Here is a 16,332-nt window from a genome sequence, read left to right on the forward strand (position 1 = left end):
TTCTCTTCCGCTCCTTTCATCCTAATACTCGACGTCACTCGAGAAATATTTGAACTGAATGACAGAGACCAGGATAATCAGAAACGCCAGCACGAACGATTGCGCCGAAGCCAGTCCGAATTCGTAGAATTTGAACGCTGTCTGGTAGATCAGATAAGCGATGGTCGTCGTCGCAAAGTTGGGGCCGCCCTGCGTCATCATGTAGACCGAGATAAATACCTGAAAGGAAGTGATCACTCCCGTTACGAGCAGATACAGGGTTGTCGGCTTGAGCAGCGGCCAGGTGATCGCCTTGAACTGGGTCCATCCGCTGGCATGATCGATATCCGCCGCCTCGTACAGCGATTTCGGAATCCCGCCCATCGAGGCGAGGTAGAGAATAATGCCCGCGCCGTGAGAGCCGAGCCAGTTCATCAGAATCAGCGAGAACAAGGCTGTCTTCGATTGGCCGAGCCAAATGACCGGGTCTAGTCCGAACAAACCGAGAAATCGGTTCAGCAGCCCCACATCCGTCGGATCGAAAATGGCGAGCCACACAATGGAAATGGTCACGCCGGAGGCAACGGCAGGCAAATACATGGTGGCCTTAAAAAACGTCTGCCATTTCGTCTTCATCTGATAAATGAAATGAGCAAGCACGAACGTGATGACGATGTTGACCGGAACCGTGCAGACCGTAAACACCACCGTATTCCATATGGACTTCCAGAACGTATCATCCTTGAACAGACGCTCGTAGTTATCCAGGCCAACCCAGGTCGATTGCATAATATTGTATTGCTGAAAGCTCATGACCAGAGCTGAAATGACCGGATAGAGCGTAAAAATGAGAAATAGCAGCACCGGTGCAAGAATGAATAGGTAAGCCCATCCGTATTCCCGCCAAAACCTCCCGGCGGTGCTCCGCCGTTTGGGAGCGATTGTCGTCTGCATGAAATGTCCTCCTAACGCTTAAGCTGAACGCAAAGGGGACGATGCCGTCCCCTTTGCACATAATTTACTGCCCTAGCATTTGGCCCGCTTTGCCTTTAAAGTCTTCCGTGATCGCCTCCGGAGTCTTTTCTCCCGAGTACAGAGCTTGAATATTCGGCGTCACGACCTGCTCCTTGAATTGCTTCATTTTAGCCGCTTTAGCGGTGTCGAGGCTGAGGGTAACGGGAATCTGAATGTTCTCCGCCATTTTTTTCGAAGCCGCAATCGTGTCAGCCGTTCCCAGTTCCTTGCCCGCGTACATATCCGCCTGGGATTTGCGTACGAAAGGAAGCACCAATTCGTTGGAGGCATTGCCGGCCTTGGCGTTGCTGAGGTATTCCATCACCGTAAATATGTTCTTGGCGTGCTGCTCGCCCTTGTCATTCTTCTGTTTGAAGGCGATGTAGCCTTCGGCGCCCATGGTCGTTTTGGCTGGCGCATTGTCACCATGCGGTACGGGCAGCAGAACAAAATCGATTTTTTCACCGGTCACTTTGCCTGCGTCAATATCTTTGTTGCGGTTCTTGATCATCACATCATAGTAAGGAATCGCCTTGGAAATAATGGCGGCCTGGCCGGCATAGAACATGTCCGAGCGCTTCGCCGGGGCAATCGCAGCGGTTTCCTTCGGCATGTATCCCTTGTCGATCAGATTTTTGATAAAGCTAAGCGTATCCTTGATCCGGTCGTCGCCCCACTGGAATTCGCCCTTCTCATTCAGAACGTCCGGCATGCCGTTGTTTCGGGTCAGCATTTCAATGAAATCAAGGGATGTGCCGTCCGTCACCAGTCCGTACTGTGTGGAGCCGTTAGCCAGCTTCTTGGTCAGCTTTGCGGCCGTTTCGGTAAACTGGGACCAGGTCCAGCCGTTTTGCTGGATGCTCTTCCAGTCTACCCCCGCTTCTTCGAGAATGCGCTTGTTGCCGCCCCAGCCCCACTGGAACTGATACAGCGGAAGCCCGTACTGTTTGCCGCCAATTTGGGCAAGCTCCAGCGTGCCCGGCAAATAATCATTCTTGATGTCATCCGTCATGTAGGGATCGAGATCAAGCGCCAGGCCTGTATTCACATAGGTGCCGTCGACGCTGTGGAAGTACAAGTCCGGCGGGCTGCCCGCGTTCAGCGCCACGTCGAACTTCTGCGGGCCTTCGGCCCAGGACAGCATTTCGGTCTTGACCGTAATGTTCGGATGCTCCGTTTCAAAAGCCGACACCAAGCCCTTCAGTTCATCTTCATAGGTGCCGTGAACCGGATACGTCCAGACTGTTACGGTATCCTTGGCTTCCGGAGAATTGGCGGAAGTGGCTCCCTTGTCCGAATTTCCGCAGGCGGTCATTAGAACAAGGACCAAAATCATACACAGCATGAGACTCTTTTTCATCAATCTCCATCTCCTTTTTATAAAACATTTATAATAGAACATTTTTTTGTGGACCTGCAATCTCGCATAGCTCTTGATTCGGTTTAAAGCCGCTTGATGCTCTGACGGCTCTTCTCCAAATAAATAACGGACTGCTCATAATTACGGCTGGCGACCGCGAGATACAGGATGTCGATCAGATTAAGCTGCGTAATCCGGGAAGCCATCGCGCCGCTGCGGATTTCATTTTCCGTGGAAGAGGTGCAGAGCGGGATGTCGGCTTGGCGGCTCAACGTGGAATTGCCGTATTTGGCGATGCTGATCACCGTCCCTCCCTGTTCCTTGAACAGGGACGCGGCCCGGATGACCTCCTTCGTCTCTCCCGAGTACGAAATGCATACCGCCGTATCGCCGGAATCAGCCGTTATCGCGCTTGTCAGCTGGACGTGGGGATCGGCGAAGGAAAGGCTCGTCTTGTTAATCCGCAAAAATTTCTGCTGGGCGTCCATGGCGATCAAATTCGACGCTCCCACGCCAAAAAAGTAAATCCGCCTCGCCCTGTCCAGCGCCTCAACCGCAAGCTCCACCATGGCGGGGTCCAGAATCGTCAGCGTATCCCGTATCGACTGAATATTGTTATTCGATACGTTCTGCATAATAGCGGACACCGTGTCATTGGGACGGATCTCCTGATAGCCGGCAATGACGGGGTCCCGTGTATGGAGATCGCCGGCGACTTTGATCTTGAGCTCCTGGTAGCCTTTGAAGCCGATGCTCTTGCACAGCCGGACGATCGCCGCCTGACTGGAACCGCTCTTCAGCGCCAGCTCGGCAACCGAAAGATGAATGATTTCATCGGGATGCTGAAGGATGTAAGAAGCAATTTTGCTTTCCGACGGATTAAGCGACTCCAGCATTTCCCGTAAACGAATCAGACCGCCATTCATCACTCATAAACACCTCCCTTTCGCACTGAATTTCTTTTAAGATGTGATGACCCCTCAGCGATACATGTCACATTACATGACGAATCGAGTTAACATATCTCCGTGATTCTGGATTGAGACTATTATATGTGCAGTAAAATAAAATTTCAATATATTTTTTATTTGTGAAATTTTATTTTACATCCTGTTCAAGTTCACCTATAATAATGACAAAAATCAAAGTGGTGATCTGGCGATGAAGGTATACCTCGGTCTTGATGGAGGGGGAACCAAAACCGATGCCGCCGCAGTCGATTCCCAAGGCTCCGTCCTCGCGCGTTTTGCCGGCGGTCCCTCCAATCCGCATGGCGCAACCTTTGACAAAGCGGTGATGGAATTGGACAAGACCATTCGCGGACTGCTGTCTTCTCTGCCGCATATGGATATTCAGCTCGAAGGCATCTGCCTCGGAATGTCAGGTATCGATACATCTGAGGAACGTTTCCTCATAAGCTCGGCTGTTAGCCGGACCTTAGCCGAAGAGTCCGGCGATATTCCAGTCGCGGTCGCTTCCGAGGGGCAAATTTCGCTCATGTCGGCACTGGGACATGAATTCGGGGTTCAAATCATATCCGGCACCGGCTCCATCTGCTACGCCTTCGCCCCGGACGGCTCACACTGGCGTACGGGCGGCTGGGGACATTATTTGGGCGATGAAGGCAGCGGCTACAGCATTGGCTTAAGCGCGCTTAAAGCGGTAATGCGCAGCTACGACGGCGTTCAGCCGCCGACCGGGATAACCGGCATCATCCTTGAAGAATACGGCTTTGCCCGCATTACCGATTTGAAGAGCTACATTTATCAACCTGAGCGGGTTAAAGCGGATATCGCTGCCTTTGCAAAAGCATGTCTGAAGGCCGCTTCCGGCGGGGATGCATGCGCCATTCAGATCGTCACAGAGGAAGCCGAAGCGCTGGCGGATACAGCCGCCGCGCTGCTGAAGCGGCTTCCAGCGAAGCTCGGGAGCCGGGTCGTACTGACCGGCTCCATCTTCGGCCATTCGCCCTTGTTTGGGCGAACGCTCCGCGACAAGCTTCTGGACCGATTTCCATCGCTTGATTTTGTGGACGGAACTTCGGCGCCGCCGCCCTCGGTCGGCGCGGCGCTTCTCGCCCGCAAATGGTTCGGCGGTCCGGATACAGAGAACAACAATGACAGGAGGAAATAACCCTGATGGATTCCATTCTTGATGGCTTAATTACAGAACAGCCCAACGACAAGACAAACACCATCGATCAGTTGAATTCAGCTGAAATTATGGCATTGATTAATGATGAAGACCGGCTGGTCGCCGGAGTGATTACGGAGCTGATCCCGCAAATCGCCGCAGCGGCTGACCGAATCGTAGAAGCCTTCCGCTCCGGCGGACGCTTGTTCTACGTCGGCGCGGGAACCAGCGGGCGAATCGGCATTCTCGACGCCTCCGAATGTCCGCCGACCTACGGGACGGACCCGGATATGGTTCAGGGGTTGATTGCCGGCGGCTTCCAAGCCGTCAAAGACCCCGTCGAAGGCGCGGAGGACAGCGAGGAGCTTGGCGCCGCCGATCTGGAAGCCGCCGGCGTCAACGCCGGGGACGTTGTCATCGGCATTGCAGCCAGCGGCCGAACGCCTTACGTTCTCGGAGCAATGAATCGGGCCGGGGAACTTGGCGCCGCCGTGTTCGGCATTTGCAACAACCACGGAACGCCCATGTCGCAAACGGGCTTCCCGGTGATCGAAGCCGTCGTCGGACCCGAGGTCGTCATGGGCTCTACCCGGATGAAATCCGGGACTGCGCAGAAGCTGATCCTCAATATGCTGACCACCACCGCCATGATTCGTATCGGGAAGGTGTACCGCAATCTGATGGTTGATTTGAATCCTTCCAATAAGAAGCTTGTCCATCGCGCCAAACGGATAATCGCCCTTGCCACGGAAGCGTCCGCCGCCGAAATCGAAGAAGCCTACCGGGAATCGGAAGGCCAGGTCAAAACCGCCATCGTCATGCTTCTGGCCGGCGTAAGCGCCGCCGAAGCGCACCGCCGGCTGTCCGCCTCGGGCGGTTTCGTCCATGGCGCAACGACCGCGGCGAAGCCGTATTAACGTCCGAATGTACCGGATGCCAGCCTAATTCCTTCCTAATATATTAGAATGACAAAAACCTCCCGATTCCATGTTTGAATGGAACAGGAGGTTTTTTGTCATTCCTTTTCTCTATTGAAGGGAGTTGAACCTGGTGATTCGGTAATCCAATCGTACACTCTTTTTAAATTCGACTTAAAATAGGTAGTAAAATACCAGTCTTGATAAGCTTGCGGCACTACAAGATCATCTATGCTCTTCTTGCTGTGAACGGCTTCCGCCACCAATGCCACGATATCGTTTATGTAACCTTTAACCTCATGAAGCTCTTTCATGGAACACACTTCGCCATGCCCCGGTATGATCGTTTCCACACCAAGCGCTTCGACTCGCTCCAAAATATTTAGCCAAGCGTTAGGATTGGCGTACATCATTACAGGATGATGCTTCGAGAGCACCAGATCCCCCATGACGGCGATTTTTTCTTCAGGGAGGTACAGGAATGCGTCGCTTTGCGTGTGACCGCCGCCATAAGTGATGAGCTGCACTGTCCGGCTACTGCCATGAATTGTCATCTGCCCATCAAAAGTTATCGTCGGCAGGGTATATACGAGATTGGGGAGCATGTTCATGTACTCACTGTCGCTGGCGTTTTCCCATTGCATTTCCCTTTTTAGCTTTTCGTCCGTCTCTTGTTGTATTTTCTCGTCGAGTTCGTCCATAGCCCGATAAATCGGTTCCGGGTCTGCCAAATGCCGGGCCAGCCGGTCTTTTCCAAACGTCGCCATAATTTCGCGTGTAATCGATGTCGATATGATTTGCGCCCCGGGGATAAACACTTGATTTCCGCTCGTATGGTCACTGTGCCAATGAGTGTTGATTACATAAGAAACCGGCTTTCCCGTAAGCTCTATTGCGGCTGCCTGCAAATCCTCCGCGGCTTCTATGGTCGTGAAGGTATCCACCACAAGCGTGGAATCGCCCAGATCAATAATTGCCGCATTTCCTACAGAGCCGGTACCGGGAACCGAGATTGCCGCATATACCCCCTCAGCGACTTGATTGAGCCGAAAATGCTTGGAGTCTGTAAAAGTTTCCGTTCGATTTGTCATGTGCCGCCTCTCTTTCCAGCAGAAATTACTGGATTAATACTATCATAGTTGTTTTCTGACAACTAGCTGATTGCGCACTTCGCCCCGTTCGTTCAACGAATGGAAAGGATACTTCCGCGCCAGGCGATAAAGCCGATATAACCATAAAAAAAGGCGCTCCGCAGCCGTCCGAAGACGGCTGACGGAACGCCTTTTTTGGCTGCCGGAAGATTAGGAGGCTTTCTTCTCCAGCATACGATAGATGATAACCGCCGCCTGGGCACGGTTGGCTATGCCCTTCGGTGCGAATTTCTCGGCATCCACACCGTTCACAATTCCAAGCTCAGTCAGCTGCGCGACGGCTTCCTGCGCGTAAGGCGCAATTTTGGACTTGTCGGCAAACTTCTGCAGCGCCGCATTCTTGTCCACCGGCTGCAGCTGTCCTTTAAGGGCGTTTACGATCATAATCGCCATTTCTTCACGGGTAATTTCACGTCCAGGTTCGAATTTGCCGCTTCCGGAACCTTTGACTATTCCGGCCTGAACCGCTGCGGCGATGGAATCCGAATACCAGACGCCCTGCTTGACGTCCTTGAATGCACTGCTCGCTCCGGTATTATCCAGATTCAGAGCGCGCACAAGCATCGTGACGAATTCCGCGCGGGTAACATTTTTGGCCGGTGCAAAATTGCTGCCGTCCACGCCTTTAATGATGCCTTTGGCCGCCAGGAAGCTGATGGCTTCCTTCGCCCATGCCACTTTCTCCACATCCTTGAACACAGGTGCCGACGATGCGGCAGGAGCCGGTGTAGCGCTCGGTACCGGCGTAGCCGAAGGGCTTGGAGATGCAGACGGGCTTGGCGCCGGAGTTGGTAATGACCCTGGTAAAGAAACCACTGCCGGGCTCAGATTGTTGGTGATGCGTCCTTCAATTTTGGATGTGATCAATCCGCCATTGAACTTCTTCACGATGTAATCATAGAACACGTCGAGGTCGATCGGCCCGGCGACGGAAGCGCTGGCTTCGGTCAGAACCTTGTAGTTATCTCCGCCGGCCGCCATGAAGTTGTTTACAACGGCGGTGTATTTTTGGGTCATATTAATCGGTGTGCCGTCAGCCTTGGTGAGACTGGCAACGCGATCGGCCACCGGCAGATACATATTGGCCGTATATTTCAGGCCGGAAATTTGCAGCGTTTTGGTGTCTGCCGTTCCGTCGGCTTTCACGCCCCATTGCTGCTGCAGCAGAGTCTTGATTTGCGCACCGGTGAGCGTCAGCTTCACTAGCGTGTTGCCGAACGGCTGGATTTTGGCCAGATCACCGAACGAGACGTTGCCTTTCGGAAGATCCGCCCGGATACCGCCCGGATTCATGAAGGCGAAATCAGCTGGTCCTTTGCCATCGCCGAAATCTGCGCTAATCATAGCGTCGGCAATCAGGTTGCCAAGAGCAGACTCATTATTGTAAGCGTCGGTGCGGGTAATCGTGCCGTCCGTAGTGCCTACCGGCTTGGTCAGCTCCGGATGCAGATTAAGGTACTTGTTAACAAGAGCAACGGTTGCCGGATCAGGGGTTACACCATCTTGGAAGGTGGTGGTCACAACGGCCGACTTCGTCTTGACGTCGCCTGTGGTATGGTCGATTACCAGCTTGATGTCCTCAAATGCCGTACCGTAAGAATAAGCCTGGACAATCAGCTTGCCGTTGACAACGCCGTTAGCCAGTGCATGGTTGTCTCCGGCGACGATAACGTCAACCGGCGAGTTGGCTGGAAGTGCGTTAGCCAGATCGGCGGCTTCACCCGTTGTGACATCGCCCTTGGTGGAAGCCGGGTCATGCGCCAGCACAACGATCGTTTGGACGCCTTGGCTTTGAAGCTCGGCTGCGTACTTCCCGATAGCCTGGACTTCTTCTTCTGGAGACAGGAAGCGGACGCCCGCTGTGCCTTCAGGAGAAACCTTGCTTGGAGTTGCCTTGGTCACCACACCGATAAAGCCGATCTTTACGCCGCCGATTTCTTTGATGACGTAAGGATTGATAATCGGTGTGTTCGTCTTGCTGTCTACCGCATTGGCATTGATATAGTCGAAATCCGCACCGGCATGAACGACTTTATTATTCTTCGGATCAACGCCGCCAAAGATTTGCGACTTCAATGCCGCGACGCCTTGGTCAAACTCATGGTTGCCCAGGGTGCCGACATCGAATTTCATCAAATTCATCCATTCGTGGGTCGGTTCGTCACGCTCAAGCGAGGATACCGGAGCCGATGCGCCGACGGAGTCCCCGTTATGGAAGAGCAGGGAATTCACATATTTCGCTCGGGTTTGGTTTAGGTAAGCCGCGAGAACCGCTGCCGTCCCTACATTCTTACCGCTGACCACGGATGTAGTATCAAGCTGACCGTGGAAATCGTTGATGCCGATCAAGTGAACTTCAACGTCCTGGGTAGGAGCGGGAACCGTTTCTTTAAGGTTCAGGTTGTAGACCTCAAATCCCTTGGCATCGGATACCCCTGTATCCTTGATGTTTCCAGGAAGAACATTCTTCGCGTCAGGCGAGGAAGTGAAGGTCACATTAACATTGCCCTTGATCGGTGCCAGGGACCAGTTGTTATCGGCTGTCGGGTCAATCGTACCCGCATCTTTGATAGAATCCATCAGGACCTGACGGTTCTCGGTTTGAGTGTCCATGATCATCGTGGAACCTTTGACGCCCGGGAAGTTGCCTCCTCCGCTTGCGCGGTAGTTGTTCGTAACCACGATGAAATCCATATTCGGATCAAGCGGCGCATTGTTGTACGTCACTTCCGTTACGCGGCTCGAAGATATGTCGTTAATCGTGCCGTCGGGTTTGTATTTTGCATTCTTGGTTACGTCAATCTTGTACTTGATGCCGTCAACCACGTCGAAGTTGAATACGGCAAACCCCGGATTCAGCAAAGGCTGCGGCGTGGAAATACCCGGTTTGATGCGGTTGAACGCGCCCGCGCTCATTTCCAGCCATTCCTTGACGACGGAGCCTTTGACCTTGATCGCTTTCAGCGTGTTGTCGTACAGATACAGATCGCTCGCGCTGCGGATCGTCAGCGGACCGGCGTCGATGCTCGTATATTCGCCAGGGCCGTTGCGTCCCGCCTTGAAAGGAGCGCCCACGCTGAGAATCGGCAGGTCTTTATATTGGGCCAGGTCCGGATTGGTGGCAATTTCTTTTTCCACATACTGTTTTTGGGCATAGGTCACGATTTGAACGGTCGGATCATCCTGTACCAGGGCAAAATAGCTGTTCATCGGAGCCGTTGTCGTGCCGAGCGGTGTGTCGGTGTAAGCGATAGTAGCCTGATGATCGGCCCCAACCGTAGCCAAAATGGCAGGATCCTCGGCAATTTTATCTGCCGAACGGGTCAAAGCTTTGGAAGCCGCCTTGTCCACCACCCACTTCCCGTTCTCTTGAGTGATTGAGAGATCGATAATGCCGAGGAAGCCGCCACCGTAACCGGCCTGCACAGCCGGAACGTCGTGAATATGGCCGTTCACATTGTCAATATAGCTGTAAGGCTGCTTGGTTGCCGGATCTTTGAAGGAAGCGTCCAGCGAAGTGTTATTACCGTTTGTCGGGAATACTTTATGGGTATGTGAGAAGGTGATGGCATCAATGCCTTTAACCTGACTCAGCTCGTTGATGGCATTTTCTGCGTTTGCTCCAGTCGCTGTAGCGTCGAAGCCGGTATGTGCCATGACCACAATGACGTCTGCCCCGGCCGTTCTCATTTCAGGGACAAACTTTTCTGCGGTTTCGACAATGCCTTTGGTCACGACTTTGCCTTCCAGATTAGCCTTGTCCCACTCCATAATCTGAGGGGTTACCAGACCGAGAAGGCCGACTTTAATCGTTTGGCTTTGACCATTGGTGTCCTTTACTGTCTTGGTGATCATTTCATAAGGTTTAAAATAGTTCGTTACGCCGTCCGGCTTATAAATATTCGCATTGATATAAGGAAAATTAGCTTTTGTGTTTAGACTATCGGTGGAACTGCCGTTTATCGTCCGATCCAGGAATTCCAGACCATAGTTGAACTCATGGTTTCCGAAGGTCGCCGCATCGTATTGCAGAGCGTTCAGCGCCGCAATCATCGGGTGGGGCTTGGAATCGTAGACCGCCTGAGTCACCGGCTCAATCTTCGCCTCATATGTACCGAGCGGCGTTCCCTGAATCAGGTCCCCGTTGTCTAGCAGCAGGTTGTTCGGTTGCTCAACTTTCGCCGCCTTGATCAAGGTAGCCGTCCGCGCGAGTCCGACCGAAGTAGATGGGGCATTCTTGAAATAATCCCAGCCGTATACATTTGTGTGTACGTCCGTCGTGCTCATTAACCGCAGGTCAATTTTAGGCAGCAAAGAGCCCCCGGAAGCAGCTGCCTCTGCCTTGTTAGCACCCCACAGCGAGCCCGTGAATATTCCACCCAGCACCTGCGCAGAAAGTACGGCAGTGGCCAGTACGGAAGCGAGAGGCTTGTTCCATCGTTTATTCCCCATAATCTATTAATCCTCCTATCAATTCGTCTACTTCCGGCGATATTGTATCATACAAAATTAGCCAAATCCAGATTAGAAATATAAAGCCTATGTTTAATTTATGTAAAATTTCTCACACAAAAGGGTAAAATCTCTCTGTTTTCGAGTAAATTTAATAAAAAATTCATAATTATTTATTCCAGTTCGCCATAAAAAACTATAAAACTACCGGCAATTGGCTTTATTCTAGCTTCCACAGCAGCCTCTATGACAGATTCTCTATCATCTTCCGTTAATGTAAAATAGAACCACCGCGCGGTGCAGCTCTTTTTACATTTCAAGGCAGAAAAACAGCTGAAAAGCCAGCCCGTCTCCAGGTTAATGAAGACGGGCTGGCTTTTGCATTTGCTCCCTATTGCCTGCTTCAGCAGGCAATAGGGAATACTCCAGACCGCAGAACGGATAACAAGGAATTTCTCCTCCTTATTCCTTACAAAGCGGCGATACGGAGTTTTGAGAGGGAATTTCTCCCCCATAAATTTGAGTTATAGCCGAAAATCATCGCGAAGCGGCTAATAAGCCGGAGCTTTTCCCGCTTATTGGCCGCGAATGTCCCTTTTCTCGAAAATAAAAGGGACATTTTCCGGTTCAGGCATGTGCCGCTTGAGATTGGCAGGCTCAATTAGGGATAGGAGCGCTTACCGGGACTACTCTAACCGCTGCCCACATGAACAATCTTGCAAAAGCGCTCATTTTCTTGAACTGCCGCCAAGCATATTTAATGCCCAGATTTAATCGCCGTTTGCCACAGCGTCTATGGGACTCACCCACATTTGCCGCGGCGGTACACACCGCATACGCTCCTCCACTCTTTCCACATGCTAGATATGGAGCCTGGGCCCATAAACAGTCCGCAGATGAATACTCAGGCTTATTCCACTCTCTCCAGCCGCCAAATATGGCTCTGGAAATCGCCCTTCAGCAGCTTTGCGGGAACCCGGAGCCCAATGTTCATCAGCTCGTCGCCTCCAAATATTCTCGCCGCGTCTTTTCCAGCAGCCGCCGCACCGCCATGCCGTGCAGGCTCGGTCCCTTCACTGCCGCTTGCCTCTACTGACCCGCCGCCGTCCGCCGTTCCGCAGGTCCAATCCGCCATGGCTCCGGCAGCCGCCGGCTCCGCGCCGTACACCCGGTAGCGGGCGGAAGGGTCCAATCCGCGAAGCCGCAGCGTGCGAAGACCGGAATTCGGCCGGGCCAGAACTTTGTAGTAGAAGGCCGCCGCTTCCGCCCCGTCTTCGGAGACGAAGATCCATGCGGCTTCGTTTCCCTCAAACGGACTAAGCAGGCGGTGAAACTCTCCGAACTGAACGGTCCGCCGAATCTGCTTGTACAGCGCGACCTGTTCTTTCATGAGCGCCTCCTCTTCCGGCGAAAGAGCCGTCAGGTCCAGCTCATATCCGAAGACGCCGGAGAGCGCGGCATGTCCTCTAATTTCAAGCGGCGTGATCCGTGCCGTCTGATGATTGGGCACGGAGGAGACATGCGCTCCCATGCTGCTTGCCGGATAGACGAGGCTCGTGCCGTACTGGATTTTAAGCCGGCTGACGGCGTCGGTATTGTCGCTGGTCCAGGTCTGCGGCATGTAATGGAGCATGCCGGGATCGAAGCGGCCGCCTCCGCTCGAGCAGCTCTCGAACAGCACATCCGGGAACGCCTTCGTCAGCTCCTCCAGCACCCGGTACAGGCCTAGCATGTAGCGGTGCGCCGTTTCCCGCTGGCGCTCCGGCGGCAGCGCGGCGGAGCCGATCTCGGTCATGTTGCGGTTCATATCCCATTTCACATAGGAAATGGGGGCGCTGCGCAGCACGCTTGACAGCATTTCCACAATTGCGGAGCAGACTTCCTCGCGCGAGAAATCCAGTACGAGCTGGTTACGGCTTGTGGAGGAAGGGCGTCCGGCGCTGTGGATCGCCCAATCGGGATGGTTCCGGTACAGTTCGCTGTCGGGATTGACCATTTCAGGCTCGAACCAGAGGCCGAACTCCAGCCCTTGCGCCTTAACCCTTTCAGCCAAATCCCCAAGACCCTTCGGCAGCTTTTCTTCGTGAATGAACCAGTCTCCGAGCGAGCTTGTATCATTGTCCCGGCGGCCGAACCAGCCGTCGTCCAGCACGAGCAGCTCTATCCCTAATTCAGCCGCCTTGACGGCGATCTGTTCAATTTTATCCGCGTCGAAATCGAAATAAGTCGCTTCCCAGTTGTTGATCAGCACCGGCCGTTCCTTGTCTCTGAATTTGCCTCTGGCAAGGCGCGTCCGGTACAGCCGGTGGTAGGCGCCGGACATTCCGTCAAGGCCGGTGTTCGAATAGACCAGAACCGCTTCCGGAGTCTGGAAGCTCGCCCCCGGCTCCAGCAGCCAGGAGAACTCGAACGGGTTGAGCCCGATCACGACCCGGGTCGTGTCGTACTGATCGACCTCCGCTCCTGCGAAAAAATTGCCGCTGTATACAAGGCTGAATCCGTACACTTCGCCGGAATGCTCTCCCGCTCCGTCCCGAAGGAGCGCCAGGAACGGATTATGCTGAGCGCTGCTGGCCCCCCGTTTGCTTTCAACGGACTGCAAGCCTTTGCACAGCGGTCTTACAAGCACATTTCGCTCATTGGACCAGCCGCCCGACAGCTGAAGCATGCGGAAGTCCGCGTCGCCAAAATCCACGCTCGCGCTTATGGCCCGCAGCAGCTTCAGCCTGCCGCCGCCCTCGTTGATGAACCGGACCGAGCGCGCGATGGCGTCATGCTGCCTGAAGACCGTATAGTAGAGCAGCGCCCGCAGGCCGGTAAGACCATCCCGCAGCTCCAGTTCCAGCGTCTCCGCTTCGTCATCACTCTCGACATAAGTCGCCGGCAGTCCTTCGAGCACTGGCTTGCCCGGAAATATCCGGTGACCATAATATCTCAAATCAACGACGGTTGAACCGTCCTCGCATTCGAATTGAAAGGCCGGCTCCCGGAAATCCGAGGTGCCGTAGCCCGGATATTCCCGGGGCTGCGTATCCAGGGAGAATCCGCTTGCTTTGTCGTGCGGATACGGATTGGCCGACAGCGGACGGTCCATATAGACCGCCGGATTGCTGTCGCCAAACGCTTCCACCCTCGCACCCCAGTATCTGTGCGACAGATGGCCGTCCTGAATAATTTGCAGCACATAGCTCGACCCAGGGGTCTGCAAATGAAAGACTCTCAACGTTTCATCATAATATATGGACACTGTACAGCCTCCCTCTAAATATTTACCGTTTAATTTTCGGGGTCCCCGCAAAGTATCTGAGTACGCTTCAAAGCCTATGCTCCACTTTGTGGGGAGATTTTCGGGGTCCCCGCAAAGTACCTGAGTACGCTTCGAAGCTTACGCTCCACTTTGTGGGGGTTCTTCGGGGTCCCCGCAAAGTACCTGAGTTAACTCCGGAGTCAAAGCCTCACTTTGTGGGGTTAATTCCGGGTTATGTCTCTATCCCTTCACCGCTCCAGAAGCAAGACCGGAAATGAACCAGCGCTGCATGAACAGATACAGAAGCGTCGCGGGCAGTGCGGCCAGAAGCGAGCCTGCGGCAACCCAATTGATGCGGTTGGTGTTCGGGCCAAAGAACGAAGCCAGCGCGACGGTGATGGTGCGCATATCCACTTTTTGCAGGAAAAACACTGAGAACTGATAGTCGTTCCACACATGTATGCCCGTCATGATCAGCACAGTGGCCGTAATCGGCTTAAGCAGCGGCAGAATAATGGTGAAAAAGAGTCTGAACCGGCTGAGCCCGTCGATCATCGCCGCTTCATCCAGCTCTCTCGGGATGGTCCCGATAAAGCCGGAGTACAGAAAGATCGCCATCGGCAGACTGAACGTCACATGCAGCAGAATAACGCCCCAATACGTGTTCATGCCGTTAATATCGATATAGAACTGGTACAGCGGCACCAAAATGGTCAGCGGAGGCACGATCAGCGTCGCGATAATGACCGTATAAACCGATTTGTTCAGCTTCGTCTGAAAGCGGGACAGCGGATAGGCCGCGCAGGACCCCAGCAGGATGACGATCAGCAGCGAGAAAGCGGTGATAACGAAGTTGTTGATAAAAGCCCTTCCCAGATCGGCCCCTTCCCACGCATTGGTGAAGTTGCTCCAGTCGATCTTCGTCGGCAGGCGCCATTTGGAGCTGAGGTCGGTAATCGGCTTTAACGAGGTGGTCAGCAGCAGATAGAATGGCAGAATGTGCAGCAACGTAATGGCGATGGATACCGCATAGGTAATTCCTTTTTTGGTCTTCATGACTGAATCTCCTTTCGGCGAAGGAACAGCAGGGCCGCAACGCTGATGATGGCGATCATCAAGAACATCAGGTTGCCCAGCGCCGCCGCGTATCCCGCATCCTGCGCGCCAAAGTACGTTTTGTACATGAGAGTCGACAGTGATTGGGACGCATATCCAGGTCCGCCCTTCGTCAGCGCGATAATGACGTCGAACAGCTTCAACCCGCCGATTAGATTGAGCACGATGTTGATGGTGATGGACGGGGCGAGCAGCGGAAGCGTCACATTGAGGAACTTGCTGACGGGTCCCGCTCCGTCGATGGAGGAAGCTTCATAGTAATCTTTGGAGATGGATTGAAGGCCCGCCAGAAAAATAATCATCGCCACGCCGACGAACTGGAACGTATTGACCGCCATGATGATCCAGACATTGGCATCCGGGTTGGCCAGCAGGTTGATCGGCTTCTCAGCGAACAGCAGAACGATGTCGTTCAGGGCTCCGCCGCGGAACTGGAAGAAGAAGTACCAGATATAGCCCATGATCAGGGGGCTGACAATCGCGGGAAGATAAACGATCGTCCGGGTAAGTCCCCGGGTACGGATGCTCTGGTTCAGCAGAAGCGCGTACATCAGACCGATGGCATTCTGGAAAAAGGTACTGCCGACGCCGTAGATCAGCGTATTGCGGATGACCGTTCCGATATTTTTGTCATGAAGCATCCGGACGTAATTGTCCAGCCCGATCCAGCTGTAGTTGGCGTTGAAGCCGTCCCAGTTCGTGAAGGATACGCGGATGCCTTGGATAAACGGATAATAGATAAACAAAGAGAACAGCAGCAGCACGGGGACATACATGAGATTCAGCAATCCGGGAGAATTTCGGCTCATGCGCATAAACCCTGCTCCCTTCCGGTAGAGATTGCGGGAAGCCTCGGTCTGTCCCTGCGCCGTCGCGGCCGAATTCGGCCCGTCCAGAGACTTGCGGCTCATACCCATCATTCATCACCCTTTCCCTATCGATTGAAGGGCGCCTCGCGGCGCC

The 16,332-nt window shown here is 53.6% G+C and carries 11 protein-coding genes; 2 read left to right on the forward strand and 9 right to left on the reverse strand.

From position 1 onward, the window contains the following. Positions 1–21: 21 nt before the first annotated feature. The 3 genes from EH198_RS06975 to EH198_RS06985 all read right to left on the reverse strand — a co-directional run bounded on the left by EH198_RS06975 (position 22) and on the right by EH198_RS06985 (position 3,279). The gene (locus EH198_RS06975; RefSeq protein WP_124694820.1) at positions 22–933 is read right to left on the reverse strand and encodes a carbohydrate ABC transporter permease; all 912 of its coding nucleotides are present in this window, start codon (positions 931–933) and stop codon (positions 22–24) included. Positions 934–997: 64 nt separating this feature from the next. Continuing rightward, positions 998–2,353, reverse strand: a complete 1,356-nt coding sequence (locus EH198_RS06980) for an ABC transporter substrate-binding protein (RefSeq protein WP_124694821.1) — start codon at positions 2,351–2,353, stop codon at positions 998–1,000. An 83-nt stretch (positions 2,354–2,436) separates the two neighbouring features. Continuing rightward, on the reverse strand, positions 2,437–3,279 hold the full coding sequence (locus EH198_RS06985) for a MurR/RpiR family transcriptional regulator (protein WP_124694885.1): 843 nt from the start codon (positions 3,277–3,279) through the stop codon (positions 2,437–2,439). 235 nt (positions 3,280–3,514) lie between these two features. Here EH198_RS06985 and EH198_RS06990 point away from each other — a divergent pair, with 235 nt between their 5' ends. Both EH198_RS06990 and murQ read left to right on the forward strand, forming a co-directional pair. Next, positions 3,515–4,486: an N-acetylglucosamine kinase gene (locus EH198_RS06990; protein WP_124694822.1), complete on the forward strand. Its 972-nt coding sequence runs from the start codon at positions 3,515–3,517 to the stop codon at positions 4,484–4,486. Between the two features lie 5 nt (positions 4,487–4,491). Next, positions 4,492–5,403: an N-acetylmuramic acid 6-phosphate etherase gene (murQ, locus tag EH198_RS06995; protein WP_124694823.1), complete on the forward strand. Its 912-nt coding sequence runs from the start codon at positions 4,492–4,494 to the stop codon at positions 5,401–5,403. 98 nt (positions 5,404–5,501) lie between these two features. Here murQ and EH198_RS07000 read toward each other — a convergent pair whose 3' ends face one another. From EH198_RS07000 to EH198_RS07020, 6 genes are all read right to left on the reverse strand, one after another. Next, positions 5,502–6,494 carry an MBL fold metallo-hydrolase gene (locus tag EH198_RS07000; protein ID WP_124694824.1) on the reverse strand — a complete coding sequence of 331 codons (993 nt, stop codon included), beginning with the start codon at positions 6,492–6,494 and terminating at the stop codon, positions 5,502–5,504. Positions 6,495–6,704: 210 nt separating this feature from the next. Then, positions 6,705–11,006 (reverse strand): bifunctional 2',3'-cyclic-nucleotide 2'-phosphodiesterase/3'-nucleotidase, encoded by a 4,302-nt coding sequence (locus tag EH198_RS07005; protein WP_124694825.1) that lies wholly within the window; start codon positions 11,004–11,006, stop codon positions 6,705–6,707. Between the two features lie 173 nt (positions 11,007–11,179). Further along, on the reverse strand, positions 11,180–11,521 hold the full coding sequence (locus EH198_RS24870) for a hypothetical protein (protein ID WP_148091488.1): 342 nt from the start codon (positions 11,519–11,521) through the stop codon (positions 11,180–11,182). 395 nt (positions 11,522–11,916) lie between these two features. Beyond that, complete coding sequence (locus tag EH198_RS07010) at positions 11,917–14,253, reverse strand: alpha-galactosidase (RefSeq protein ID WP_124694826.1); 2,337 nt, start codon at positions 14,251–14,253, stop codon at positions 11,917–11,919. A gap of 240 nt (positions 14,254–14,493) precedes the next feature. Then, entirely contained in the window at positions 14,494–15,309 is an 816-nt protein-coding gene (locus EH198_RS07015; protein ID WP_124694827.1) for a carbohydrate ABC transporter permease, read from the reverse strand. Next, positions 15,306–16,184, reverse strand: a complete 879-nt coding sequence (locus EH198_RS07020) for a carbohydrate ABC transporter permease (RefSeq protein ID WP_124694886.1) — start codon at positions 16,182–16,184, stop codon at positions 15,306–15,308. The genes EH198_RS07015 and EH198_RS07020 overlap by 4 nt, the downstream gene beginning before the upstream one ends. Positions 16,185–16,332: the final 148 nt, after the last annotated feature.

Source organism: Paenibacillus rhizophilus (assembly GCF_003854965.1).
In the GTDB taxonomy this organism is placed as follows: Bacteria; Bacillota; Bacilli; order Paenibacillales; family Paenibacillaceae; genus Paenibacillus_AQ; species Paenibacillus_AQ rhizophilus.

What these genes read in the sequence shown, in the direction of transcription:
- EH198_RS06990 (WP_124694822.1), top strand. Translation starts at nt 3,515, where the DNA reads ATGAAGGTATACCTCGGTCTTGATGGAGGGGGAACCAAAACCGATGCC.
- EH198_RS06985 (WP_124694885.1), bottom strand. Translation starts at nt 3,279, where the DNA reads ATGAATGGCGGTCTGATTCGTTTACGGGAAATGCTGGAGTCGCTTAAT.
- EH198_RS06975 (WP_124694820.1), bottom strand. Translation starts at nt 933, where the DNA reads ATGCAGACGACAATCGCTCCCAAACGGCGGAGCACCGCCGGGAGGTTT.
- EH198_RS07020 (WP_124694886.1), bottom strand. Translation starts at nt 16,184, where the DNA reads ATGCGCATGAGCCGAAATTCTCCCGGATTGCTGAATCTCATGTATGTC.
- EH198_RS06980 (WP_124694821.1), bottom strand. Translation starts at nt 2,353, where the DNA reads ATGAAAAAGAGTCTCATGCTGTGTATGATTTTGGTCCTTGTTCTAATG.
- murQ (WP_124694823.1), top strand. Translation starts at nt 4,492, where the DNA reads ATGGATTCCATTCTTGATGGCTTAATTACAGAACAGCCCAACGACAAG.
- EH198_RS07005 (WP_124694825.1), bottom strand. Translation starts at nt 11,006, where the DNA reads ATGGGGAATAAACGATGGAACAAGCCTCTCGCTTCCGTACTGGCCACT.
- EH198_RS07015 (WP_124694827.1), bottom strand. Translation starts at nt 15,309, where the DNA reads ATGAAGACCAAAAAAGGAATTACCTATGCGGTATCCATCGCCATTACG.
- EH198_RS24870 (WP_148091488.1), bottom strand. Translation starts at nt 11,521, where the DNA reads ATGGGGGAGAAATTCCCTCTCAAAACTCCGTATCGCCGCTTTGTAAGG.
- EH198_RS07000 (WP_124694824.1), bottom strand. Translation starts at nt 6,494, where the DNA reads ATGACAAATCGAACGGAAACTTTTACAGACTCCAAGCATTTTCGGCTC.